Here is a 25,811-nt window from a genome sequence, read left to right as displayed (position 1 = left end):
TTTTCCTGAATTTACCGATGGTGAGTGTCGCCAGCCGGTCGCTGAAAATGGCGGACCTGGATCTGGAAACCATTACGTAAACCTACATAGAGGCTTTCCCCGGGAACGAGTCCCGCAGCGGTGGCCCAACGGGCCAAATCGTCCTGTTCAAACCCCAACCAGAGATCACCGCAGGCCTCCCTGGCCCAACTCTGGTTGTGGCTACATAACTCTGTCACGAGCAGGCTACCGCCCGGTTGCAGCAAGTCGGCCATGTGCTTGAGTGCTTCGGCCGGCGCGGCGAAATGGTGCAGCACCATGTTCAGTACAACGCAGTCAGCCTTGAGGCGGACACCGTTCAATGCATCGGCCAGTTGCAGGCTGACGTTAGCCAGCGTTTCACGTTCGCAAACCTGGCGCGCCAGTTCGAGCATCGCCGGACTGTTGTCCAGCGCCGTGACCTGGGTGAAGCGGCGCGCCAGTTCCGGCAGAAATGCGCCGTCGCCGGGGCCGACTTCGATGGCCGTGGCGCCTTCGCTGAAACTCAGCTTGTCGAGCAAGGCCACCACGCTTTCGCGGTATTGCGGCAGACCGGCGATCAAGTCTTGCTGGGCGCGAAACTTCTCCGCGACCCGTGAGAAAAAGTCCTGGCTGGCCGCCGCTCGTTGCCCATGGACCTGACCGATCCGCGACTGCACCTCGGCAGGCAGGGTCAGGTTGTCCACTTCTTCCAGTAGCGCGGCATGCAGCTTGCCACCCAGCAGGTCGGTGTGGGGCAGGGCGCGACGGTAGAAAATCGCGTTGCCTTCACGGCGCGTCGCCACCAGATCGGCCTGGGCCAATACCTTGAGGTGATGACTCATGCCGGACTGGCCGATGCCAAAGATCTGCGCCAGCTCCAGTACGCCAAACGAATCATTGGCCAGCGCGCGCAATACATTCAGCCGCAGAGGATCGCCGCCGGCCTTGCACAGGGCCGCCAGCTCATCGCAATCGTCATGTCGAATGGAAGGCACACGTAAATTCATAAGGCCAGCAGTCTAGTGACGGTCAGAAAACACCGCAAGAGCAATATCAAAAAGTTTTGATATTGCTCGATAGATGGCACTTCTCGGGGAAAGGGTCACTCTACAAATCGTCAGCGGAAAGGTTTCACCAGGCGAATGCGACTTTATCCACCGGAAAAACGCCTTCAGATGACTATCTGTCATTGCCCCGAGGCGGGTGGGTGAGGGAAAATGCTCGCCTTTTTTCCGTTTCGTTTTATTCAGCCCCCAGGAGAACAGCGATGCCCAGCCGTCGTGAGCGTGCCAACGCCATTCGTGCCCTCAGCATGGATGCCGTGCAAAAAGCCAACAGCGGCCATCCCGGTGCCCCTATGGGTATGGCGGATATCGCCGAAGTACTTTGGCGTGACTACCTGAAGCACAACCCGAGCAATCCATCGTTCGCCGACCGTGACCGCTTCGTGCTGTCCAACGGTCACGGCTCGATGTTGATCTACTCGCTGCTGCACCTGACCGGCTATGACCTGTCGATCGATGACCTGAAGAACTTCCGCCAACTGCACAGCCGCACCCCGGGTCACCCGGAATTGGGCTACACCCCAGGCGTTGAAACCACCACCGGTCCACTGGGCCAAGGCCTGGCCAACGCCGTTGGTTTTGCCCTGGCAGAAAAAGTCCTGGCGGCGCAGTTCAACCGTCCGGGCCACAACGTTGTCGACCACCACACCTACGTGTTCCTGGGTGATGGCTGCATGATGGAAGGCATTTCCCACGAAGTCGGCTCCCTGGCCGGTACTTTGGGCCTGGGCAAGCTGATCGCCTTCTACGACGACAACGGCATCTCCATCGACGGCGAAGTCGAAGGCTGGTTCACCGACGACACGCCTAAGCGTTTCGAAGCCTACAACTGGCAGGTCATCCGCAACGTCGACGGTCACGATCCTGAAGAGATCAAGATCGCGATCGACACTGCGCGCAAAAGCGATCAGCCAACCCTGATCTGCTGCAAGACCACCATCGGTTTCGGTTCGCCGAACAAGCAAGGCAAGGAAGACTGCCACGGCGCCCCACTGGGTGACGCGGAAATCGCTCTGACCCGTGCTGCGCTGAAATGGAACCACGGTCCGTTCGAAATCCCGGCCAACATTTATGCCGAGTGGGACGCCAAGGAAGCCGGTCGCGCGGCCGAAGCCGAGTGGGATCAGCGTTTCGCTGCCTACTCTGCTGCTTTCCCTGAGTTGGCCAACGAGCTGATTCGTCGTCTGAGCGGCGACCTGCCGGAAGACTTCGCTGAAAAAGCCTCGGCTTATATTGCTGAAGTCGCCGCCAAGGGCGAAACCATCGCCAGCCGTAAAGCCAGCCAGAATGCACTGAATGCCTACGGCCCGCTGCTGCCTGAACTGCTGGGCGGCTCGGCTGACCTGGCCGGTTCCAACCTGACCCTGTGGAAAGGTTGCAAAGGTGTTTCGGCTGAAGACGCCAGCGGCAACTACATGTACTACGGCGTTCGCGAGTTCGGCATGAGCGCGATCATGAACGGCGTGGCCTTGCATGGCGGTCTGGTGCCTTACGGCGCGACCTTCCTGATGTTCATGGAATATGCCCGCAACGCCGTGCGCATGGCCTCGCTGATGAAGCAGCGTGTCGTGTTCGTCTACACCCACGACTCCATCGGTCTGGGCGAAGACGGCCCGACTCACCAGCCGATCGAGCAACTGACCAGCTTGCGCAGCACGCCGAACCTCGACACCTGGCGCCCAGCCGATGCCGTTGAATCGGCGGTGTGCTGGAAGCTGGCTCTGGAACGCAAGGACGGCCCTTCGGCGCTGATCTTCTCGCGTCAGAACCTGCAGCACCAAACCCGCAATGCGTTCCAGATCGCCGACATCGCCCGTGGCGGTTACGTGTTGAAGGATTGCGACGGCGAGCCTGAGCTGATCCTGATCTCCACCGGTTCCGAAGTGGGTCTGGCGGTTCAGGCCTACGACAAGCTGACCGAGCAAGGTCGTAAGGTGCGTGTTGTTTCGATGCCTTGCACCAGCGTGTTCGATGCTCAGGACGCCGGTTACAAGCAAGCAGTTCTGCCGTTGCAGGTCAGCGCCCGTATCGCCATCGAAGCCGCCCACGCGGACTACTGGTACAAGTACGTGGGCCTGGAAGGCCGCGTGATCGGCATGACCACCTACGGCGAGTCGGCGCCTGCGCCTGCCTTGTTCGAAGAGTTCGGCTTCACCCTGGAAAACATCCTGGGTCAGGCTGAAGAGCTGCTGGAAGACTAAAACACGACGCGGCGGTTTCATGACCGCCGCGGTCCCTGTAGGAGCTGCCGAGAGAAACGAGGCTGCGATCTTTTAATCTTGTTTTTTTAAGATCAGGATCAAAAGATCGCAGCCTCGTTTCACTCGACAGCTCCTACCAGCACCTACAAGGGATTGTGTTGTTAACAAGAATTCGTCTGCCCGCGTCTATCGAGAACCCCATGCCTCAACCGCGTCCTTACAAAGTTGCACTCAACGGCTACGGCCGGATTGGTCGTTGTGTCTTGCGTGCGTTGTTTGAGCGAGGCGATAAGGCCGGGTTTGAAATTGTTGCGATCAACGATCTGGCTGATATGGCCAGCATCGAATACCTGACACGCTTCGACTCCACTCACGGGCGTTTTCCCGGGGAAGTGAAGGTCGACGGCGATTGTCTGCATATTAATGGCGACTGCGTGAAGGTCCTGCGCAGTGCCACCCCCGAAGGCATCGATTGGGCGTCGCTGGGCGTCGATCTGGTGCTGGAGTGCTCCGGCGCTTACCACACTCGTGAAGACGGCCAGCGTTTCCTCGACGCCGGTGCGCCGCGCGTGCTGTTTTCCCAGCCGATGGCCAGCGAGGCAGATGTCGACGCCACCATCGTCTACGGCGTGAACCAGGATTGCCTGACCGGTGATGAGTTGCTGGTGTCCAACGCGTCCTGTACCACCAACTGCGGTGTGCCGCTGTTGCGCCTGCTGGATCAGGCCATTGGTCTGGAATACGTGTCGATCACCACCATTCACTCGGCGATGAACGATCAGCCGGTGATCGACGCCTATCATCACGAAGACTTGCGCCGCACCCGTTCGGCGTTTCAGTCGGTGATTCCGGTGTCCACTGGTCTGGCGCGTGGCATCGAACGCCTGTTACCGGAACTTGCCGGGAGAATTCAGGCCAAAGCCGTGCGGGTGCCGACGGTTAACGTGTCTTGCCTCGACATTACAATGCAGACCGTGAGCGACACCGACGCCACCGAGGTCAACCGGATTTTGCGCGAGGCTGCCACCAGCGGCCCGCTCAAAGGCCTTCTGGCCTACACCGAGTTGCCTCACGCCAGTTGTGATTTCAACCATGACCCACATTCGGCCATCGTCGATGCCAGTCAGACTCGAGTTTCCGGCCCACGGCTGGTGAACATCCTGGCCTGGTTCGACAACGAATGGGGTTTTGCCAACCGAATGCTGGACGTTGCAGAACACTATCTGCAAGCAGCTGCCTCTCCAAAACAGTAGGAAATGCGACCCATGACCGTGTTGAAGATGACCGACCTCGATCTGCAAGGTAAGCGCGTACTGATCCGCGAAGACCTCAACGTCCCAGTCAAGGACGGTGTTGTCACCAGCGATGCGCGAATCCTGGCCTCGCTGCCGACCATCAAGCTGGCCCTGGAAAAAGGCGCGGCCGTGATGGTCTGCTCGCACCTTGGCCGTCCGACCGAAGGCGAGTTCTCGGCCGAGAACAGCCTCAAGCCAGTCGCTGACTACCTGAGCAAGGCTCTGGGCCGTGAAGTGCCGCTGGTGGCCGATTACCTGGGCGGCGTTGACGTGAAGGCCGGCGACATCGTGCTGTTCGAAAACGTGCGCTTCAACAAGGGCGAGAAAAAGAACGCTGACGAACTGGCCCAGCAATACGCCGCCCTGTGCGACGTGTTTGTGATGGACGCCTTCGGCACCGCTCACCGCGCCGAGGGTTCGACCCATGGCGTGGCCAAGTTCGCCAAAGTCGCGGCCGCTGGCCCGTTACTGGCCGCCGAACTGGACGCACTGGGCAAAGCCCTCGGCGCCCCGGCCCAGCCAATGGCGGCGATTGTTGCCGGCTCCAAGGTCTCGACCAAACTCGACGTGCTGAACAGCCTGAGCCAGATCTGCAACCAGCTGATCGTCGGCGGCGGCATTGCCAACACCTTCCTGGCCGCTGCCGGTCACCCGGTCGGCAAGTCCCTGTACGAGCCGGACCTGCTGGACACCGCTCGCGCCATCGCCGCCAAGGTCAGCGTGCCGCTGCCGGTCGACGTCGTGGTTGCCAAGGAATTCGCTGAAAGCGCCACTGCTACCGTCAAGCTGATCGCTGATGTGGCTGCAGACGACATGATTCTGGACATCGGTCCACAGACCGCGGCGAATTTCGCCGAGCTGCTGAAGTCGTCCAAGACCATCCTGTGGAACGGCCCGGTGGGCGTGTTCGAATTCGACCAGTTCGGTAACGGCACCAAAGTCCTGGCCCAGGCCATCGCCGAAAGCTCGGCATTCTCCATCGCTGGCGGCGGCGACACCCTGGCCGCCATCGATAAATATGGCGTTGGCGATCAGATCTCCTACATTTCTACCGGTGGCGGTGCGTTCCTCGAGTTCGTCGAAGGCAAGGTGCTGCCGGCCGTTGAAGTCTTGGAAAGCCGGGCCAAGGCCTGAGGCCGCCCATTTGACCAGGCAAAGGAGTGTTCAGATGGTCAAAACATTAGCGCTGTTGATGATCGCGGGGTCGCTGGCAGCTTGCGGGAGTAACCCGAAAGCCCCGAAGGTACCCGAGACGCCTGAACAGGACAAAGGTTGCTACCAGGCCGACTGGCAGGCCGAAACCAACCCGGTGATCAACAAGCGTTCCGGGCCTGATGGCCTGGACAAATACGAGACACAGACTTCGGCCAAGGAACATGGTTGCCCTTGAGGGGTCTGACACTTTACTCAGGGCTGGCGGCGTGCGCCGTCAGTCGAGGAACATGGATGAAAGGTTTTATCGCCGTTGCGGCGCTGGCTCTGCTGGCAGGTTGCGCTAATTTGAACCTGTTCAAGCCTGCCGAATCGACGGACAGCTGGACCACCTGGACCTGCGACAGTCAGGCCAAAGTGCTCTGGCGCTACACCGACGACAGCCGCAAGGAAGTCGACGTTCGCCTGGGCGGTGCCGATCAGGTCTACCGCTTGAAGCATGAGCCGGGCGCCGAAGGTTCGCTGTACAGCAACGACATGCTGGCGTTTCACATAAAAGGTGAGGAAGGCCTGGTGTACTGGGTCGCCACCAATGATTTGATTGGCCGCGGTTGTAAAGCGCAGTAATTGATACACCACAGATCCAATGTGGGAGCGGGCTTGCTCGCGAAGGCGGCGGGTCAGCTTGTATAAATGTTGAATGTTAAACCGCATTCGCGAGCAAGTCGGATCGCCGCACCGCCGCTCCCACAAGGCTTCTGTGAAGTACTGAAGATTTAAGTAATACCGAATTCGCAGCCCGGGCCAACCCCCGATCTGCAATAACTTGAATAGCCGCCGCCGCTACGGCAGGCTGGCACGATTAACGACCCTCAACCGGGAGATACACACACAATGGCACTTATCAGCATGCGCCAGATGCTGGACCACGCAGCCGAGTTCGGCTACGGCGTTCCAGCCTTCAACGTCAACAACCTTGAGCAGATGCGCGCCATCATGGAAGCCGCTGACAAGACTGACTCCCCGGTGATCGTCCAGGCTTCGGCCGGTGCTCGCAAATACGCAGGCGCCCCGTTCCTGCGTCACCTGATCCTGGCGGCAATCGAAGAATTCCCGCACATCCCGGTGTGCATGCACCAGGACCACGGCACCAGCCCTGACGTCTGCCAGCGCTCCATCCAACTGGGCTTCAGCTCGGTGATGATGGACGGTTCCCTGGGCGAAGACGGCAAGACCCCGACCGACTACGACTACAACGTCCGTGTCACCCAACAAACCGTGGCCCTGGCTCACGCCTGTGGCGTATCGGTAGAAGGCGAGCTGGGCTGCCTGGGTTCACTGGAAACCGGCATGGCCGGTGAAGAAGATGGTATCGGGGCCGAAGGCGTTCTGGATCACAGCCAAATGCTGACCGACCCGGAAGAAGCCGCTGACTTCGTCAAACGCACTCAGGTCGACGCCCTGGCCATCGCCATCGGCACCAGCCACGGCGCGTACAAGTTCACCAAGCCGCCTACCGGCGACGTGCTGGCCATCGACCGCATCAAAGAGATTCACAAGCGCATCCCGAACACCCACCTGGTGATGCACGGTTCGTCTTCGGTTCCGCAAGACTGGCTGGCGATCATCAACCAGTACGGCGGCGACATCAAAGAAACCTACGGCGTACCGGTTGAAGAAATCGTCGAAGGCATCAAGCACGGCGTGCGCAAGGTCAACATCGACACCGACCTGCGCCTGGCATCCACCGGTGCGATGCGTCGCCTGATGGCCACCAACCCTAGCGAGTTTGATCCGCGTAAATTCTTCGGCGCGACCGTGACGGCGATGCGTGATGTGTGTATTGCACGTTATGAAGCGTTTGGTACGGCGGGTAATGCTTCGAAGATCAAACCGATCTCGTTGGAAGCGATGTACCAGCGTTACCTGAAAGGTGAGTTGAACGCCAAGGTCAACTAAGCCTTCAGCGTTATTACCGGTATTAAAAAACCCGCAGCGATGCGGGTTTTTTATTGCCTGAAAATTGACTACTGACTCTTGGGCGTTTCAAACCCGCGCTGCTCAATCACCCGAAACACATCGCTTACATCCTGGATCATGATCCGGGCGATGTTAGTGACGGTGTTGATGTCGTTCTCGGCGTAGTCGGGGAGGCTGGTACAGGCCATGAGGTGCAGGTATTTGAGGACGGCGTTGAGGCGTTCGCTGACACAGTTGTGGAGTTCGCGCAGTCGGGCGTCGCTGTTGATGAGCAGGACGGGGTAGTCAGTAGCGAATTGGGACATGGGAGTGAAGCGGCGGGGCGGATTGTTCATTGTCATAAGTAAATCGTCCTCGTATCTAAAAGGAGAGCTACTCGTACCGTGAGGGCTGCGAAACCCTATCGCCGACTGCTGGCAGCGACGGGGCGAACTATAAGCGGCGACTTTGGTGGCTGCAACCGGGGTGCAGGACCGCGCGCGGTCATTGTGGCGAGGGGGCTTGTCGGAACGCCGCATCGCCCCGTTCGGCGGCGCAGCCGTCGTAAATCGGGCGGTGCGGTGTGTCAGCAGGAATGCGGTGGCAGGGTCTGGGGATGCTTCGCATCCCAACGGGGGGCAAGCCCCTTCGTCACAGGGGGAGTGGTCCTACGAGTTTTGCGGACGCCAGGATTTTGTAGCAGCTGTCGAGCCTGCGAGGCCGTGGTGAGGGGATTTATCCCCGTTCGGCGGCGAAGCCGTCGTAATCCATTGGACGCGGTGTGGGTGGAAAAACAGGGGCCGCTTCGCAGCCCAACGGGGCGGTGCGACGTTTCGATAAATCCCCTCACCACACCTCGCAGGCTCGGCAGCTGCTACAGAGGTCGAGTGTTCTTGGGAGCGTTATTTGTCGTGATCAATATCCAGCTTGCTGAACGTCACTTTCCCGCCTTCGCTGGTGTACCCGGTGTGGTCCTGCACATAAACACCGGCCTTGAAGTACAGCGGCTTGACGCTCCAGGTCTTACTGATGTCGGTGTCCCATTGGTAGCCTGCAGCGCTAATGCCCAATGCCCCCTTGGGGCTGAGGTGGATGAGGTAGGAAAACTCCCGGTCAAGTTTCACCCCGGTGGCGATGGTGATGACCCGACCGTCCCCGTCATCAGGGTGCATACGCACCTTGGCGACGATGTTGCCCGTTTGAGTGCTGGTCTTGTACTGATACTCGAGCTTCACCAACGGTTTCTGGCTTTCATAGGCGTGGATCTGGCCAATAACGATCTTGCCCGAGCTCGGTACCTGATTCACCGCCAGGGTGGCGCGCAGGGTATTGTCGGCGTCCCCGTAGAGCCAGTTTTTCAGGGTGCCATTGCTGTAGGTTTCGCGAAGTTCGGTGCGGGGATACTTTGCGTTTTCAGTTTTGGAACCGGTGACCGGGGACCAGAAAAACAAGGTGCCGGTGTCGGAGTGGAAGTATTGGTCCTTGAAGCCCTTCACCAGTTTTGGCGTATCAACGGTGTAAGGCGGATTGCCGACAGGAACACTCAGGTTCCAGGTTGCGAGATCGATCATAGACAAAAGCTTCCACGGATTTTTTACTGCACGCACGTGCCAGAAGCTCTAGCACGCACCTTGGAGGGCGGTCTTTATAAGCGCAGAAGGCATGTTTGTTAATGCCCGTCTGGCAGATGGTTGACGCCAACATCCTGTCGAAATGCCATCTTTCCCGGTTTCAGGGGCCTGTGGCGCCGACCGTTAGTCGGCAAATGGACGATTTGGTTAAATGATGGCGTACTGATAGCTTCTGCTTTTGCGGAACCCGGTCTAGAGTGAAGGCTTGGTATTTGTCCGGTTTTCACGAGAAACCGGCCTGACGTCCCGCATAAGAGAAGCAGCATGGAATGCGCGCAACCCACGCCAGCTGAAGGCAACTCAATTCTTTTAATCGTCGATGATTATCCTGAAAACCTGATCAGCATGCGCGCGTTGTTGCAGCGCCAGGATTGGCAGGTCATGACCGCCGCCTCGGGCTTCGAGGCGCTTAGCCTGTTACTTGAGCACGATGTCGACCTGGTACTGCTGGATGTGCAGATGCCGGGCATGGACGGTTTTGAAGTGGCACGGCTGATGCGCGGTAGCCAACGCACCCGCCTCACGCCGATCATTTTTCTAACCGCCACCGAACAGTCCCAGGACGCCGTGATCAAGGGCTATGCCAGTGGTGCGGTGGATTACCTGTTCAAACCGTTCGACCCGCAAATTCTCAAGCCCAAAGTCCAGGCGCTGCTCGAGCATCAGCGCAATCGCCGTGCGTTGCAGCGCCTGAGCCACGATCTGGAGGTCGCACGCGCGTTTAATGCCTCGGTGCTCGACAATGCCGCCGAAGGCATCCTGGTGGTCGGTGAGGACGGTCTGATCCGCTTTGCCAATCCGGCGATGTCGCGGCTGCTCAATGCCACGGTGCAAGACCTGCAAGGCAAAGAGTTCCTGGATTTCCTGCAAAATCCGCACATCCCGATCTGGGCTGACTCCGAGCTGTTCGCCGGTTACAAGCGCGGTGAAACCCTGCGCCTGCACGATGCATTGCTGCGTACGGCGCCCGGCCAGCAGGTGCCCGTGGCGCTGTCCTGCGCACCGTTGCCCAGCGAACAACAGGCGATGGTGGTGACGGTGCTGGACATGTCGGTGGTGCGCCATCTGCATCAGCAACTGGAGTTCCAGGCGGTCACTGATCCATTGACCGGGTTGCTCAATCGTCGCGGTTTTTACCAGACGGCGGAAAACCTGCTGTTGCGTGGCGACCGCTCCGACAGCGCCTGGGTGCTGCTGTATCTGGACCTCGACGGCTTCAAACGGGTTAATGATTCCCTCGGTCACGATGCCGGCGACCGGGTGCTGCGGTGGGTGTCCGAGCAGTTGAAGGCCTGTCTGCGGCCCTTCGACATTCTGGCGCGCATGGGCGGTGATGAGTTCACCGCGTTGCTGGATCTGGAATTCCCCGAGCAAGCGGCGAAGATTGCCGAGAAGCTGATTGAGCGGGTGTCGATCTGTCAGCAGATCGATGGTCTGGATATCGCGTTGGGCGCCAGCATCGGCATTGCGACGTACCCGGATTGCGGTTCCAATCTCGACGGCTTGTTACGTGCGTCAGACATCGCCATGTACGAAGCCAAGCGCGCCGGCCGTCAGCAATATCGTTTCTACGATCACGAAATGAACGGCCGGGCACGCTCGCGGCTGATGCTAGAAGAAAGTGTGCGCGCGGCGATCGAGAACCGTGATTTCAATTTGGTATATCAACCTCAGGTGGCCATTGCCAGCGGGCAGATTCGCGGGTTCGAAGCGCTGATCCGCTGGCAGCACCCGAGCGTTGGCGATGTACCGCCGGGGCTGTTTTTGCCATTGCTGGAAGAGGCGCGGTTGATCAGTCGCTTGGGCAGCTGGATCTATCAACAAGGGGCGAGCCAGCGAAAAGCCTGGGAATCCTTGTTTGCCGATGACCTGGTGCTGGGCGTCAGTTTGAGCAGTACGCAATTCGGCATGCCCAATCTGGTCACTGAGTTGCGCCAGGTACTGGAGCGACATGGTTTGCAGGCGCGCCATCTGGAGGTCGAGGTCACTGAAGAAGCCTTGATGCAAAACCCCGAGGAAACCCGCAAACAGCTGCGCCTGCTGCGTAACCTGGGTGTGCGAGTGGCCCTGGATGACTTTGGTTCCGGGCCGTGTTCGCTGTCTCATCTGCGGGATCTGGAGTTGGACACGCTCAAGTTCGACCGGCATTTGATTTCCCGGCTTCCGGAGTCCTCACGGGATGCGGCACTGGTGCGCAGTGTGATCGACCTGTGCAAGGAGTACGGGATGCTGGTGATTGCCGAAGGGGTGGAAACCGTTGCGCAATATCAGTGGCTGCAAGCCAATGGTTGCGAGTACGTGCAAGGGTTTCTGGTCGCTCGGCCGATGATGGCCGAGGACGTCGGCGACTTTGTGCAGCCGTTCGACTGGAGCACGCTGACCGGCTGAATTCGCTACACTGGCGACCTTTTCGTGAATCGTGTTGCCGCCCCAATGACCGCGTTGAAATACCTCCAGGCCTATCCCGCCGCGCTGCAGGACCAAGTGCGCCAGCTGATCGCCGACGGTCGGCTGGGCGACTACCTGAGCCAGCGTTACCCGGAAAAACACCGGGTACAGAGCGACAAGGCGTTGTACACCTATACGTTGGACCTCAAGCAGGAATACCTGCGTAACGCTCCGGCCATCGATAAGGTGTTGTTCGACAACCGCCTCGACCTGACCCATCGCGCCCTCGGATTGCACACCGCGATATCCCGGGTGCAGGGCGGCAAGCTCAAGGCCAAGAAAGAAATTCGTGTTGCTTCATTGTTCAAGGATGCACCTGCCGAGTTTCTGAAAATGATCGTGGTGCATGAACTGGCGCACTTCAAAGAGTCGGATCACAACAAGGCGTTCTACAAGCTTTGCGAACACATGTTGCCGGGGTATCACCAGGTGGAGTTCGATGTGCGGGTGTACCTGACGTGGCGGGATATGCAATAGAGATCAAAATATCGCAACCGGGAGTGTTTAGATGGATGTAAGCAAGACCAAGAGCAGCTTCTATCGTCGGTTGTACGTGGCGTACCTGATTGATAGCGGGTTGGCCAGTAGCGTCCCGGCGCTGACCGAAGTGACCGGCATGCCCCGGCGCACGGCTCAGGACACCATCGCGGCCTTGGCGGATCTGGACATTGTTTGCGAGTTCGAGCAGGAAGACGGTGCGCGCAATCATGCCGGGCGCTATCGGATTCGCGAGTGGGGGGCGATTGATCGGGGGTGGATCGAGCGCAATCTTCGGCAGATCAAAGCGGTGTTGGAATATCCTTGAGCTGACGCGGTGACTGAACTGACGTCATCGCGAGCAAGCTCGCTCCCACAGTAGATCTTCGTTGCGCCGCGGATCAGTGTGGGAGCGAGCTTGCTCGCGATAGGGCCCTCAGGAACGGCGCATCCCGATATGAGGAATGTCATCCTCCAGAAATTCCTCACCCGCCACCACAAATCCGTATTTAGCGTAATACCCCTGCAAATGCGCCTGTGCCGAGAGATAGATCGGTACTTCAGGCCAGCGCTTTTCAGCCTGTTTCAACGCCTGTGCCATCAACTCATGCCCAAGCCCGGCACCGCGCGCTTGAGGGGCGATGATCACCCGCCCGATGACCACGTCGCCACCCTGTAATTCCGGGTCGAGCAACCGCAGGTACGCCACCAGCCGATCCCCGTCCCAAGCCATTAAATGGCAGGTGTCACCTTCCAGATCCTGGCCGTCGACGTCCTGATAGACGCATTTCTGCTCAACGACAAACACCTCTGCACGTAGCTGCAGAATGGCGTACAGCTGCTCTTTGCCCAGATCGCTGTGGTGTTTGCAGACCCAATCGATTGTCATCTTCACACTCCTTGAACATCGTCGCTCCGATACTAAGCGCCCAGGCGAAAGATGTCTTTATGGCAGAGAAATCTGTGACAAAGGCCAAAATGCCATCATTCATTTCGCGCGGCCTTGTCATGTTTGTGTAATCTGAGATGAAGCGCTGTGCAGTGGCTTCGATGAGCTAATGTTAGTACCTGGGTTTGGCAGTACGGGGGCCTTGGAGTTTTGGCTGAAAACACGTCGGGCGTCCCGCCCGCTAAGGATTTTCTAGCATGCCGCGATTGCATCGAGCCTTTGCTTTGATTGGATTGCTGTTGCTGACTCAAGGCGCGGCAGCGGAAAAGCTGCGATTGGTAGCCGATGTCTGGCCACCCTTTACCGACGCCACGCTGGTCAACGGTGGGTTGGCCACGGACATCGTCAGCACAGCGCTGGCCCGGGCCGGTTATGCCAGTGACTTTGAACAAGTGCCTTGGGCGCGAGCCTTGCTGGGGGTTGGCGAGGGTCGATACGACGTGTTGGTCAACGCCTGGTACACCGACGATCGTACGAAGTTTGGCCAGTTTTCCGGCGAATACCTGCTCAACCGGGTGCGCTTTCTCAAGCGCAAAGACACACCGATCGAATACAACAACCTGCAACAACTGCATACCTACCCGATAGCGGTGGTGCGCGGTTACGCCTATTCGCCGGAGTTCGATGACGACGTGTCGCTGCAGAAAGTCCCGGTGCACAGCTTTTCCATGGCGGTGCGCATGGTCGCCGCCGACCGGGTCAAATTGACGCTGGAAGACGAATACGTCGCGCGTTACTACCTGGCCCGGGAATCATCCAAGGTGCGCAATGCCGTGGAGTTTTTGCCCAAGCCAATGAGCGAGAACAGCCTGCATATCCTGGTCAGCCTGAAGAACCCCAGGCATGAACAGATCGTCGCCGGTTTCGACCGCGAGATCGCGGCGATGAAAGTGGATGGCAGTTATCAGCGGTTGATGAAGCTACATGGGATGTGAGCTTTATGGTGTAGCTGATGGCCTCATCGCGAGCAAGCTCGCTCCCACATTTGATCTGCAGTGGGTACAGATTTTGTGTACGACAGAGATCTAATGTGGGAGCGAGCTTGCTCGCGAAGAGGCCGGCCCAGCCACCGCACCTCTCAATCCTCACTCGTTTCCTTGATGAGGTGCGCTGCCAACGTCCGCAATGGCCCAAGCTGACGGCAGATCAACGCCAACTGCGTCTGCACCAACCGCTGCCCTTCATCGATTTCATCCGGCATCTGCTCAAGCTCATTGGCCAGAGCTTCTTCCTCATCGCTCTGAATCGCAATCGGCAGTTTGCTCGCCAACCCTTGGGCAATTTCATCGATGCTGGCGGCCAGTCTCACGCCGGCACCGTCGATCAAATGCTCGCGCACGTCGGGTGGTAGCTGGGTTTCCCGGTGTGCGCCCAGTCCGGACAAATAACTGAGCAAGGTGTGCGACAGCACCAGGAAGCGGAAACCGACATCCGCTTCCTTACGGAAATGCCCCGGTTCCATCAGCATGTTGGCGAGCGTCGTCGACAGTGCCGCGTCGGCGTTGTGCGCATTGCGTCGGGCCAGGCGATACGCCAGGTCGTCGCTTTTGCCGACGGCGTATTGCTGCATGATCTGGCGCAGGTAAATGCTGTTGCACGTGAGGGTGTTGGCCAACACTTTATTCAGGCGTCGGCCCTGCCAGTCCGGCAGGAACAGGAACACCGCCAGACCGGCGATCAGGCTGCCCAGCAAGGTATCGAACAACCGCGGCAGGAACAGCCCGTAACCATCCCCAACCTGGTTGAAGCAGAACAGCACCATCAAGGTGATCGCAGCCGTTGCCAAGGTGTAGCGGGTGGTGCGGTTGATAAAGAACACCACACCGGCGGCGATCGCAAAGCATGACTGGACCAAGGGATTCGGAAACAGATCGAACAGCGCCCAGGCCACGGTCAGGCCGATGGCGGTGCCGATGATCCGCTGGCCGAGTTTGCGGCGGGTGGCGCCGTAGTTTGGCTGGCAGACAAACAGCGTGGTGAGGATGATCCAGTAACCCTGAGACGGGTGGATCAAATGCACCATCCCGTAGCCGATGCTCAGGGCCAGGGGCAAACGCAGTGCGTGACGGAACAGCAATGACGTCGGTGTCAGCTGCGTGCGCAAACGAATCCACACATCTTTGAGGCTACGGGGCGAACGGTCGAGCAGGCTGCTGTCGGTGGCGTCGGCCAGGGCATCGGGGTTGCTGGCGTCGCTGAGCAAACGATCGAGCGTGCCGAGGTTGGCCGACAGGGCCCGCAACGACCGCAGCAATCCGCGCCACGCCGGGTTGCTCTGAATGCGCAGGTGTTCGAGGGAGGCGTGCAGGTCGCTCAGGGCTTCGGCGAAGCTGGCGTCATAGATGAACGGCTGGCGCATCTGAATCGACTCGGCCAGCGCCCGGCAGGCCTTGCCTTGCTGGCGCAGCAGGCGCTGGCAGCGGAACATCACGTCGCTGTGAAAGAAGGCATCGGCGAGGGCGTTGTAAGGGTAGTGCGAGGAACTGGCGCGCTCGTGGATGTCCTGAGCGAGGAAGTACAGCTTCAGGTAACGGCTGAGTTTCGAGCCCGGTCGACCGTTGCCGACCCGGTGCAGGATGATTTCCTTGGCAGCGTTCAGTGCTGCCACGACACGACCGTTTTGCTGCGCCAGCTCCAGTCGACGCGCTTCCACGTCCATCTGCCGAATCGGCTCGAACAGCGACGATTTCAACTTCAGGTAGTAACCCAACTCGCGGAACAATCGCGCCAGGCTTTGCTGCACCGGCTGATTGGAAAACATCGCCTGCCACAGCACCGAGAGCAAACCGTACCAGGCCGCACCGGCCACCAGCAGCACCGGCTCATGCCAGAAATCGGTGACCGCGCCGCCGCGCTGGTCCACGCCGATCATGGTGTAGACCGACAGAATCAACGTCGCCGAGGCAATCGCGCCATAGCGTTCGCCCAAGGCGCCGAGCATGGTCAGGCCGAAACTGGCCAGGGCCAGGGCGATGACAAAAACGACGGGGTAGGGGAAGAGCAGTTCGACGGAGAGGGCGGCGACGCTGAAGCACACCAGCGTCACGGCCAGTGCGTTAAGGCGGCCTTGCCAACTGTCGTCGGTCTCGGCCAGGGCGCTGGCGATGATCCCGAGGAACAGCGGGATCAGCAGCCCCATTTCATCCTTGTACCAACACAGCGCCATGCTGCCGGTCAGGGCGATGAACACCCGCACGCTGTAGCTGAATTTATCCAGCGCCCAGAGGCGACGCAGAGACTGACTAAAGGGGGTCGATGACATGAAGTGCGAGGGCCTTCCGAGGCAATGACGCTAAATTGAGCCAGTAATGACGCCGACGCAATGGCGCCGATCACATCTGACAGCAAAATCTGTTCCTTCCCTGTTCTTACACTGCAACGCAATCCCGGTAGGAGCTGCCGCAGGCTGCGATCTTTTGACTTTGCTTTTCAGATCAAAAGATCGCAGCCTCGTTTCACTCGGCAGCTCCTACAGGGATTGCGTTTGGGGGATTAGACGTACTGCGCAGCGGCGTAACCCGAGGCCCAGGCCCACTGGAAGTTGAAACCACCCAGATGCCCGGTCACGTCGAGCACTTCGCCGATGAAATACAGGCCGGGGCTTTTCAGCGATTCCATGGTCTTGGACGACACCTCGTTGGTATCGACGCCGCCCAGGGTCACTTCAGCGGTGCGATAACCTTCAGTGCCGGCCGGAACCACTTTCCAGCTCGCCAGTTTTTCGGCGATGTCGGCAATTTCTGCGTGGGTGTACTGCTTCATCGGTTTGGAAACGAACCAGTTGTCTGCCAGCAGGTTGGCCATCTTCTTGGTGAAGATTTCCCCGAGCAGGGTTTTCAGCTCGCTGTTCGGACGTTCGGCTTGCTGCTGTTGCAGCCAGGTCGGCACGTCATGATCCGGCATCAGATTGATCTCCACCGTGTCGCCGGATTCCCAGAACGAAGAAATCTGCAAAATCGCCGGACCACTGAGGCCGCGGTGGGTGAACAGGATGTTCTCGCGGAAACTCTGGTCGTTGCAGCTCACCAGGCAATCCACCGACGTACCGGACAGCTCGGTGCAAAGCTCTTTGAGCTGATCGGTGATGGTGAACGGCACCAGCCCGGCGCGGGTCGGCAGCAAGTCGTGGCCGAACTGTTTGGCCACCTGATAGCCGAAACCGGTCGCACCTAGCGTCGGGATCGACAAGCCGCCCGTGGCGATCACTAACGATTCGCAAGTGATCTGATCGAGGGTGGTTTGCAGCAGGTAGCCGCTTTCCATTTTCTCGATGTGCTGGATCGAGGTGTCCAGGTGCAGGCTGACGCCGACTTGATCGCACTCGTTGAGCAGCATTTCAAGGATGTCGCTGGATTTGTTATCGCAGAACAACTGGCCGAGTTTTTTCTCGTGGTACGGCACGCCGTGTTTGGCGACCATGCCGATGAAATCCCACTGGGTGTAGCGCGCCAGGGCGGATTTGCAGAAGTGTTCGTTCTGCGAGAGAAAATTGCCCGGTTCGGTGTACATGTTGGTGAAATTACAGCGGCCACCGCCCGACATCAGGATTTTCTTGCCGGCCTTATTGGCATGGTCGAGCAACATCACCTTGCGCCCGCGCCCGGCGGCAGTCAGCGCACACATCAAACCTGCGGCGCCAGCGCCAATGATCACGACTTCGGTAGAGCGCAAAACGGTGTCCTCAAAAGAAACCTGTAGGAGCTGTGTAGGAGCTGTCGAGTGAAACGAGGCTGCGATCTTTTGATCTTGTTTTTAAAAAAGCAAAGTCAAAAGATCGCAGCCTCGTTTCACTCGACAGCTCCTACACAGCTCCTACAGGGGAGTTGCGTTTATTTACAGGATACGAACGCGCAGCGAACGGCCTTTGATCTTGCCGTCATTCAGGCGCTGCAAGGCTTGCTTGGCGATCCCGCGTTCCACAGCCACATAGGCCTGGAAGTCGAAAATCGCGATCTTGCCAACCTGAGCGCCCGGAATGCCCGCATCGCCCGTCAGTGCGCCAAGAATGTCGCCCGGACGCACCTTGTCTTTACGGCCAGCGCCGATGACCAGCGTGCTCATCACCGGCAGCAGCGGTGCGCCGCCCTGGGATTTGAGGTTGTCCAGCTGATCCCAGCTCAACGGCGACTTCTGCAGTTGCTCGATGGCTTGGGCGCGGTGGGCTTCGGACGGTGCGACCAGGCTGATCGCAATACCTTTTTCACCGGCGCGGCCTGTACGGCCGACACGGTGAATGTGGATTTCCGAATCACGGGCCAGTTCGACGTTGATCACCATGTCCAGCGCATCGATGTCCAGACCGCGAGCGGCGACGTCAGTGGCGACCAGCACCGAGGTGCTGCGGTTGGCGAACATGGCCAGTACCTGGTCACGGTCACGCTGTTCCAGATCGCCATGCAGGCCGACGGCGGAGATGCCTTTGGAGGTCAGGTGATCGACGGTTTCCTGAACCTGCTGCTTGGTGAAGCAGAAGGCGACACAGGATGCCGGACGATGATGCGCGAGGACTTTGACCACGGCGTCCATGCGCTCTTCCGGGGAAATCTCGTAGAAGCGCTGCTCGATCTGCGTGTCGTCGTGGAACGCCTCGGCCTTCACGATCTGAGGGGTGCGCATGAATTTCGCCGCCAACTGCTTGATACCCGTCGGGTACGTGGCGGAGAACAGCAGGGTCTGACGACGCTCCGGGGTCTGGGCAATGATTTCTTCGATGGAGTCGTAGAAACCCATGTCGAGCATGCGGTCGGCTTCGTCGAGGATCAGCGTGTTCAGGCCATGGAGCACCAGCGAACCTTTGCGCAAATGCTGCTGAAGGCGACCCGGGGTGCCGACGATGATGTGCGCGCCATGCTCCAGAGAGCCGATCTGCGGGCCGAAGGACACGCCGCCACACAGAGTCAGGACCTTGATGTTGTCTTCGGAACGGGCCAGACGACGGATTTCCTTGGCGACCTGGTCAGCCAGCTCACGCGTCGGGCAAATGACCAGCGCCTGGCAACCGAAGAAGCGCGGATTGATCGGGTTCAACAGGCCGATACCGAAGGCGGCGGTCTTGCCGCTGCCGGTCTTGGCCTGGGCGATCAGGTCCATCCCCTTGAGGATCACCGGCAAGCTTTGCGCCTGGATCGGCGTCATCTGGGCATAACCGAGGGAGTCGAGGTTAGCCAGCATGGCGGCGGACAGCGGCAAAGTATTAAAAGCGGTGGCGATGGTGGTCACGGGACTGGCCTGCAAAACAAAATGTCGCGCAGTGTACCAGCCCGGTGGCCATTCGCCCTAAGGCTCTATGTGCTCTTCCGGACGTTTGACGCGCCGTCCGTCTTCCTTTGAGAGCTGGGAGAAGATGGTTGCAGCCAGCATTGCCATGATTCCGACCGTCACAAAGGTCAGCTGGAACGCGCCCAAAACCGTGTCCACGCCGTCATTGCCGACTTCTGCCGTGAACCCGCCGAGCAAGGCGCCGGCACAGGCAACACCCAGGCTCAGGGATAATTGCGCGACCACCGACAGCAGGCTGTTGCCGCTACTGGCGCTGGCGTCGTCTAGGTCGATCAGGGTTACGGTGTTCATTGCGGTGAACTGCAAGGAGTTGATCGCCCCCAGAATCGACAGCATCACCAACAGCAGCCAGTACGGCGTTTGCTCGCTGACCAGGCCCATGCTTGCCAGCATCAGCCCCAGCGCCAACGTGTTGCCGGTGAGCACGATGCGATAGCCCAAACGTTCGATCAGTGGTCGCGCCACCGACTTGGCGACCATTGCTGCCGCCGCCAGTGGCAGCATGCTCATCCCGGCTTGGGACGGCGAATAACCCAGCGCCACTTGCAGCAGCAATGGAACGAGAAACGGCAGGGCGCCGCTGCCCAGTCGAGCGAAGAGGTTGCCGAGGATGCCCACGGCAAACGTCCGGGTCTTGAACAGCGATGGCGCGAACAGCGGATTTTCGATGTGCCCGGCCCGCAACCAGTACGCCGCCAGACAGGCCATGCCGCCGAATAGCAGCAACATCACGCGCAAGTGCGGCAGGTGCAATTCGCCGAGGCCTTCCATGGCGATGGTGATCAGCACCATCGCCGCACCAAACAGCAGGAAGCCGAGGCTGTCGAAGCGGGTGCGTTCGGTGCCGCGCAGGTCGGGGATGAATTTCCACACGGCGTAACAACCGACGGCGCCCACCGGCAGGTTGATCAGGAAGATCCAGTGCCAGGTCAGGTATTCCACCATCCAGCCGCCCATGGTCGGGCCGATCAACGGGCCGAGCAATCCGGGAATGGTGATGAAACCCATGATCCGCACGAGCTCCGAGCGCGGGTAGGCGCGCAGTACCACCAATCGCCCGACGGGCAGCATCAGTGCACCGCCCAGACCCTGAATCACCCGTGCGCCAATCAGCAGGCTCAGGGTGCTCGACAGTGCGCAGAGCAACGAGCCGAGGCTGAACAGCAGGATCGCGCCGAAGAAGATTTTCTTGGTGCCGAAACGGTCGGCGATCCAGCCTGAGGCAGGGATCAGTAGGGCGACGGTGAGCATGTAGGCGATGATCACGCCCTGCATGCGCAAGGGGTCTTCGGCCAGGTCTCGGGCCATGGCGGGCAGGGCGGTGTTGAGGATGGTCCCGTCGAGGGATTGCATGAAGAACGCGATGGCGACGACCCACGGCACCCAGCGGGCGGTGACAGCGTCGAGAGGCGGGCGGTTGGGCATGGGACCTCTTCGTCAGGTAGCTCGGTCTCTGTGGCGAGGGGGCTTGCCCCCGTTGGGCTGCGCAGCGGCCCCAAAACCAGCAAACGCGATTCATCAGACACACTGCATTTGCCGGGACTACGACTGCTTCGCAGCCGAACGGGGGCAAGCCCCCTCGCCACAGGTTTTGTATTTTACAGGGTCAGCGTAAGTCGGTTGATCAGCGCCCCTGGCAACAACGCCGACGCCGTGGCCCGCTGGCTGTAGGTGCTGGCCGACAACATCAGCTCGCGCTCCTCGGTCAACGCTTCCAGCTGCGATCCCAGCAAACTGTAGGCACTGTCATCAAAGCGCATGGTGCTCACCGGCGCCTGAATCTCGCCGTTCTCGACCCAGAAGGTCGCAAACCGCGTCATGCCGGTCAGGCGTGCCGCCGGCTGATCGGAGTAGTTCAGGTACCACAGGTTGCTGATGTACAAGCCCGTGCCCAATTGCTTGAGAATCTCTGCATCAGGCAACGTACCGGCGGCCATGTTCACTGCGCTCGGCATTTCACCGCCGCTGGCGCCGTTGGCGGTCAGGCCGTACTCGGCCGCACTGCGTGAACTGACCATCTGTGCGCCGGCCTTGCCGTTGACGATCAACTCAAGATCGCTGCGCGGATAACCTTCGCCAGAGAATGCCGGGCTCAAAGAACCGCTGACCTTTTCATCGACCGACACCAGCGGGCTGAACGAACTATCGCCCGCGTAAAGCTTCTGCAGCGGGCTGTTTTTGCTGGCAATCGACTGCGCCGAGAAACCGCCCCAGCCCAGCATGTCCATGATTTCTCCCAGGGCTGCCGGCGCCAGATAGGCGCGGTACTGACCGGGCGCCAGGGTGTGTTGCGGTCTGCCGAGAAACGCCAACTGCTCGCGTGCCTGCGCAAAGCGCTTGGCAAACCCTTCGCTGTTCCAGTCGTGCCCGGCGTAACTGGCTTTCACCGCTTGGCCGTTTTCATGCACCAGACTGAAATCGAAGTTGAAGCTGTTGGCCTGATGCCAGCCGAACGCGCCCGAAGAACTGGCAAAGCCGCGACTGATCGGCCCAGCGGCGTAGAAACCGACCAGATCCAACCCTTCGGCGGCCTGGGTGATTTCAGCGACCACTTGCTCGGTATCCGGTAGCGGATGCGCCTGAACGTTCTTGTTTTGCCAGCCGTTGTGGTTGAGCAGCAGGTACGGATCCTGCGGCAGCAGCGGCAAGGTTTCGCGCAACTGTTGCAGACCTTCGGCCAGACGCTGAACGTCGACTTCAGCATCACCGGAAAGGGTAATGTTCAGGTCGGCGTGGCGCCCCTCGTTGATCAGTTTGAAACCGACGCTCGCCTGCTGCACTTGACCGGCCTGACGGACCTTGGCGTGGTTGAAGCGCACGAAGGCCGAGGATTCGGCGGCGTAGCTGAGGGTGAATTGTTCCGGCTCACGAATCGCATCGCGGAGCCAATTGACCAAGGCCTTGAACGCATCGGCCTGACTTTTTGCAGTACTCATCAGGCATCTCCCCCAAACACATCAACGTTGCTGAACACACAGGCCGGCGAGGCATGGCCGACGCGGATCACCTGGTTCGGCTCGCCTTTGCCGCAGTTCGGCGTGCCCAGGACCTTCACGGTGTTCGTATCGCCGACGGCGCTGAGGCTTTTCCAGAACTGCGCGGAAATCGCCCGGTAGTTCGGGTTCTTGACCACGCCTTTGAGTTCGCCGTTTTCAATCAACTGGGCCCATTCGCAACCGAACTGGAATTTGTTGCGCGCATCGTCGATGGACCAAGAACGATTGGTCGACATCATGATGCCGTGTTCGATGTTGCCGATCAGTTGCTCCAGCGGTTGATCGCCGGGCTCGATGTTCAGGTTGGCCATGCGGTCGATCGGTGGCCGGTTCCAGCCGCAGGCGCGGCTGTTAGCGACGCCATCCATGCCGGCACGGAATTGCGACAGCGCACCGCCCAGTGGACGCAGCAGCAAACCTTCTTTGATCAGAAACTGTTTGCTTGCGGCGGTGCCGTCGTCGTCATGCCCGTAGCTGGCGAGTTGTTCGGGGATGTCCGGGTCGAAGGTCACGTTGAGCAGTTTGGAGCCGTATTGCAGGTGGCCGAAGTCTTCTGCCTTGACGAAGCTGGTGCCGGCGTAATTGCGCTCGTCACCGAGGATGCGGTCTAGCTCCAACGGGTGACCGATGGACTCGTGGATCTGCAGCATCATTTGGTCCGGCATCAACAGCAGGTCACGCGGGCCTTTCGGGGTGTTGGGTGCCAGCAGCAATTGCAGCGCCTGATCGGCGACTTTCGGGCCGGCGCCGACCAGGCCACAGCGGCTGATCACATCAAAGCCGCCTTGTTGGCCGAAATTTTCGCGACCCAGGGTACGGGTCTGGCTGTCATTGCCGTCGTAGGCGGTGACGTCCACGCTCGGGTAGACGAACCGCTGGGCCTGGCGCAGTTCGGCGCCGGCGCTGTTGAGGTAGATCTGCTCGACGTTAGTGATGCCTATGCTCACCTGCCAGTTCACCAGTCGCTCGTCCTTGGGCACGGACGCGGATTCGGCGCCGAGCAGTTGGTAGCAATCGCTCAGGGACGGGAAGGGCTGGTCCAGGCTCGGCGAAAAGTAATCGGCGCGGTCGCTGGAGACGGCTTGCTCGCGCAGGTCAAGCAGGGCGTGGGGCTTGAGTCGGCGGGCTTGCTGCTCGGCCTTCTCCAGTGCGGCTTGCAGGCCTCGTTGCGACAGATCGTTGGTCGCCGCGTAGGCTTCGACGCCGTTGACCCGAACGGTCAGCATCGCGCCTTCGTCACGGCTCAGGCTGGGAGGTTCGGCGATATTCTTGCGCACCGACAGGTACTGGCCGGACTCGCGCACATAACGCAGCGAAAAGAATTCAGCGCCCGTGCGCAAGGCAGCGAAGCGCTGCTTGAGCTGGGGATGGAAATCGAACATTCGGGAACCTCCTTGGTATGGAGTGGCGGTGTATCGATGTTGCGAGGGGGGTGAAACGTTTGCGTGGCGCTAGATTAGGCCGGCGTGGGGGGTAGGATCAAGCGCGGAGCGGTGTAGGAAGGGATAACCGGGAGATGTGGGGCGTATGGTCGGGCCCCATCGCGAGCAGGCTCGCTCCCACATTTGATCTTGGGTGTTCACAGAATCTGTGTTCACTGAAGATCCCTGTGGGAGCGAGCCTGCTCGCGATTGGCCGTGACGCGGTGTAACTGTCTTACTGCGCGGTAAGGCTCACATCCCGCAACGGCTTGCCACGCACCGGCGCATCGCCGGCCACGAAATAGGCAGCCTTGCTACGCGGCAATGGCTGGCGACCACGGATCTTGTCGGCGATTTTCTCGGCGATCATGATCGTCGGTGCGTTCAGGTTGCCGGTGGTGATGATCGGCATGATTGAGGCATCGACCACACGCAGGCTCTGCATGCCGTGCACACGACCTTCAGCGTCAACCACGGCCATTTCGTCGGTGCCCATCTTGCACGAGCAGGACGGGTGGAACGCGGTTTCGGCGTGTTCGCGGATGAACTTGTCGAGCTGCTCGTCGGTTTGCACGTCGATGCCCGGGCTGATTTCGCGGCCACGGAACGCGTCCAGTGCCGGCTGTTGCATGATTTCACGGGTCAGGCGGATGCCGTCACGGAATTCCTGCCAGTCCTGCTCGGTGGCCATGTAGTTGAACAGGATGCTCGGGTACTCGCGCGGATCCTTCGACTTGGCCTGGATGCGACCGCGGCTCGGCGAACGCATGGAACCCATGTGCGCCTGGAAACCGTGCTCTTTCACACCGTTGCTGCCGTTGTAGTTAATCGCGACCGGCAGGAAGTGGTACTGGATATTCGGCCAATCGAATTCTTCGCGGGTACGGATGAAACCGCCGGCTTCGAACTGGTTGCTGGCGCCGATACCGGTGCCGTTGAACAGCCACTCGGCACCGATGGCCGGCTGGTTGTACCAGAGCAGCGACGGGTACAGCGAGACCGGTTGGGTGCACGCGTATTGCAGGTACAACTCGAGGTGATCCTGCAGGTTTTCGCCGACGCCCGGCAGGTCGTGGACCACCGGGATGTCGAGTTTTTTCAGCAGCTCGGCCGGGCCGACGCCGGAACGCTGCAGAATCTGCGGCGAAGCGATGGCGCCGGAGCACAGCAGCACTTCTTTGCGGGCGCGGGCTTCAACGCGCTCTTCAGCGGCGCCGATCAAGTAACGCACGCCGACCGCACGCTTGCCTTCGAACAGGATCTTGTCGGTCAGGGCGTGGGTGACGATGGTTAGGGTCGAGCGTTTCTTGGCGATGTCCAGGTAACCGCGAGCGGTGCTGGCGCGACGGCCGTTCGGCGTCACGGTACGGTCCATCGGACCGAAACCTTCCTGCTGGTAACCGTTGAGGTCGTCGGTGCGCGGGTAACCTGCTTGCACGCCGGCTTCAACCATCGCGTGGAACAGCGGGTTGTTGCCGGCTTTCGGCGTGGTCACGCTGACCGGACCTTCGCCACCGTGATAGTCGTTCGGGCCGATGTCGCGGGTTTCAGCCTTGCGGAAATACGGCAGGCAGTTCAGGTAGTCCCAGTCTTCAAGACCTGGCAGTTTGGCCCAGTTGTCGTAGTCCATCGCGTTGCCGCGGATGTAGCACATGCCGTTGATCAGCGAAGAACCGCCCAGGCCCTTGCCGCGACCGCATTCCATCCGGCGACCGTCCATGTGTGGCTCTGGATCGGTTTCGTAGCCCCAGTTGTAGCGACGGCCTTGCAGCGGGAACGCCAAAGCGGCCGGCATTTGCGTGCGGAAGTCGAGACGGTAGTCCGGGCCGCCTGCTTCGAGCAGCAGGACGGTGACGCCTTCGTCTTCAGTCAGACGGGTCGCCAGGGTGTTACCGGCCGAGCCGGCACCGATGATGATGTAATCGAATTCTTGGGACAT

At 59.9% G+C, this 25,811-nt stretch carries 21 protein-coding genes; 10 read left to right on the top strand and 11 right to left on the bottom strand.

Annotated elements, in window-relative coordinates; all coding sequences use genetic code 11:
* Positions 1–11: 11 nt before the first annotated feature.
* Positions 12–1,007, bottom strand: coding sequence for an ArsR/SmtB family transcription factor (locus ACA059_RS29535; RefSeq protein ID WP_497631928.1), 996 nt, complete (start codon positions 1,005–1,007; stop codon positions 12–14).
* A 260-nt stretch (positions 1,008–1,267) separates the two neighbouring features.
* Between ACA059_RS29535 and tkt the strand changes: the two genes are divergently transcribed.
* From tkt to fba, 6 genes are all read left to right on the top strand, one after another.
* Entirely contained in the window at positions 1,268–3,265 is a 1,998-nt protein-coding gene (tkt, locus tag ACA059_RS29530; RefSeq protein WP_497631927.1) for a transketolase, read from the top strand.
* Between the two features lie 200 nt (positions 3,266–3,465).
* Positions 3,466–4,518: an erythrose-4-phosphate dehydrogenase gene (gene epd, locus ACA059_RS29525; protein ID WP_046052460.1), complete on the top strand. Its 1,053-nt coding sequence runs from the start codon at positions 3,466–3,468 to the stop codon at positions 4,516–4,518.
* A 12-nt stretch (positions 4,519–4,530) separates the two neighbouring features.
* Positions 4,531–5,694: a phosphoglycerate kinase gene (locus ACA059_RS29520; RefSeq protein WP_497631926.1), complete on the top strand. Its 1,164-nt coding sequence runs from the start codon at positions 4,531–4,533 to the stop codon at positions 5,692–5,694.
* 34 nt (positions 5,695–5,728) lie between these two features.
* The gene (locus tag ACA059_RS29515; RefSeq protein WP_497631925.1) at positions 5,729–5,950 is read left to right on the top strand and encodes a hypothetical protein; all 222 of its coding nucleotides are present in this window, start codon (positions 5,729–5,731) and stop codon (positions 5,948–5,950) included.
* Positions 5,951–6,006: 56 nt separating this feature from the next.
* Positions 6,007–6,339 carry an MliC family protein gene (locus ACA059_RS29510; protein ID WP_134420612.1) on the top strand — a complete coding sequence of 111 codons (333 nt, stop codon included), beginning with the start codon at positions 6,007–6,009 and terminating at the stop codon, positions 6,337–6,339.
* A gap of 267 nt (positions 6,340–6,606) precedes the next feature.
* Entirely contained in the window at positions 6,607–7,671 is a 1,065-nt protein-coding gene (gene fba, locus ACA059_RS29505) for a class II fructose-bisphosphate aldolase (RefSeq protein WP_219095091.1), read from the top strand.
* Positions 7,672–7,739: 68 nt separating this feature from the next.
* Here the strand turns inward: fba and ACA059_RS29500 are convergent, their stop codons facing one another.
* Both ACA059_RS29500 and ACA059_RS29495 read right to left on the bottom strand, forming a co-directional pair.
* Positions 7,740–8,033 (bottom strand): fructose-bisphosphate aldolase, encoded by a 294-nt coding sequence (locus ACA059_RS29500; protein WP_497631924.1) that lies wholly within the window; start codon positions 8,031–8,033, stop codon positions 7,740–7,742.
* Between the two features lie 540 nt (positions 8,034–8,573).
* Positions 8,574–9,242 carry a polysaccharide lyase family 7 protein gene (locus ACA059_RS29495; protein ID WP_497631923.1) on the bottom strand — a complete coding sequence of 223 codons (669 nt, stop codon included), beginning with the start codon at positions 9,240–9,242 and terminating at the stop codon, positions 8,574–8,576.
* A 324-nt stretch (positions 9,243–9,566) separates the two neighbouring features.
* Here ACA059_RS29495 and ACA059_RS29490 point away from each other — a divergent pair, with 324 nt between their 5' ends.
* From ACA059_RS29490 to ACA059_RS29480, 3 genes are read left to right on the top strand one after another with little or no spacing between them, the layout of a single operon-like run.
* Positions 9,567–11,690, top strand: a complete 2,124-nt coding sequence (locus tag ACA059_RS29490; protein ID WP_497631922.1) for a putative bifunctional diguanylate cyclase/phosphodiesterase — start codon at positions 9,567–9,569, stop codon at positions 11,688–11,690.
* A gap of 45 nt (positions 11,691–11,735) precedes the next feature.
* A complete protein-coding gene (locus ACA059_RS29485) occupies positions 11,736–12,227 on the top strand; it encodes a M48 metallopeptidase family protein (RefSeq protein ID WP_008151965.1) in 492 nt (163 codons plus the stop codon).
* 31 nt (positions 12,228–12,258) lie between these two features.
* On the top strand, positions 12,259–12,555 hold the full coding sequence (locus ACA059_RS29480) for a winged helix-turn-helix domain-containing protein (protein ID WP_123369167.1): 297 nt from the start codon (positions 12,259–12,261) through the stop codon (positions 12,553–12,555).
* Between the two features lie 108 nt (positions 12,556–12,663).
* Here the strand turns inward: ACA059_RS29480 and ACA059_RS29475 are convergent, their stop codons facing one another.
* Positions 12,664–13,116, bottom strand: coding sequence for a GNAT family N-acetyltransferase (locus ACA059_RS29475; protein WP_497631921.1), 453 nt, complete (start codon positions 13,114–13,116; stop codon positions 12,664–12,666).
* A gap of 257 nt (positions 13,117–13,373) precedes the next feature.
* Between ACA059_RS29475 and ACA059_RS29470 the strand changes: the two genes are divergently transcribed.
* Entirely contained in the window at positions 13,374–14,111 is a 738-nt protein-coding gene (locus ACA059_RS29470; protein WP_497631920.1) for a substrate-binding periplasmic protein, read from the top strand.
* Between the two features lie 143 nt (positions 14,112–14,254).
* On the opposite strand, the gene yccS is transcribed toward ACA059_RS29470, so the two are convergent.
* The 7 genes from yccS to betA all read right to left on the bottom strand — a co-directional run bounded on the left by yccS (position 14,255) and on the right by betA (position 25,811).
* Positions 14,255–16,438: a YccS family putative transporter gene (gene yccS, locus ACA059_RS29465; RefSeq protein ID WP_497631919.1), complete on the bottom strand. Its 2,184-nt coding sequence runs from the start codon at positions 16,436–16,438 to the stop codon at positions 14,255–14,257.
* 230 nt (positions 16,439–16,668) lie between these two features.
* The gene (locus tag ACA059_RS29460; RefSeq protein ID WP_497631918.1) at positions 16,669–17,847 is read right to left on the bottom strand and encodes a BaiN/RdsA family NAD(P)/FAD-dependent oxidoreductase; all 1,179 of its coding nucleotides are present in this window, start codon (positions 17,845–17,847) and stop codon (positions 16,669–16,671) included.
* A gap of 162 nt (positions 17,848–18,009) precedes the next feature.
* Positions 18,010–19,347, bottom strand: coding sequence for an ATP-dependent RNA helicase DbpA (gene dbpA / locus ACA059_RS29455; RefSeq protein ID WP_497634747.1), 1,338 nt, complete (start codon positions 19,345–19,347; stop codon positions 18,010–18,012).
* A 105-nt stretch (positions 19,348–19,452) separates the two neighbouring features.
* Positions 19,453–20,880, bottom strand: a complete 1,428-nt coding sequence (gene mdtD, locus ACA059_RS29450) for a multidrug transporter subunit MdtD (RefSeq protein ID WP_497631917.1) — start codon at positions 20,878–20,880, stop codon at positions 19,453–19,455.
* A gap of 173 nt (positions 20,881–21,053) precedes the next feature.
* Positions 21,054–22,391, bottom strand: a complete 1,338-nt coding sequence (locus ACA059_RS29445; RefSeq protein WP_497631916.1) for a TldD/PmbA family protein — start codon at positions 22,389–22,391, stop codon at positions 21,054–21,056.
* Positions 22,391–23,833 (bottom strand): TldD/PmbA family protein, encoded by a 1,443-nt coding sequence (locus tag ACA059_RS29440; RefSeq protein ID WP_497631915.1) that lies wholly within the window; start codon positions 23,831–23,833, stop codon positions 22,391–22,393. Before ACA059_RS29440 ends, ACA059_RS29445 begins: the two co-directional genes overlap by 1 nt.
* A gap of 274 nt (positions 23,834–24,107) precedes the next feature.
* Positions 24,108–25,811, bottom strand: coding sequence for a choline dehydrogenase (gene betA / locus ACA059_RS29435; RefSeq protein ID WP_497631914.1), 1,704 nt, complete (start codon positions 25,809–25,811; stop codon positions 24,108–24,110).

The sequence above is a fragment of the Pseudomonas sp. LBUM1647 genome, assembly GCF_059716175.1.
Note: the sequence above shows the minus strand (reverse complement) of the source record. Positions and strands in the feature narration are given on the sequence as shown.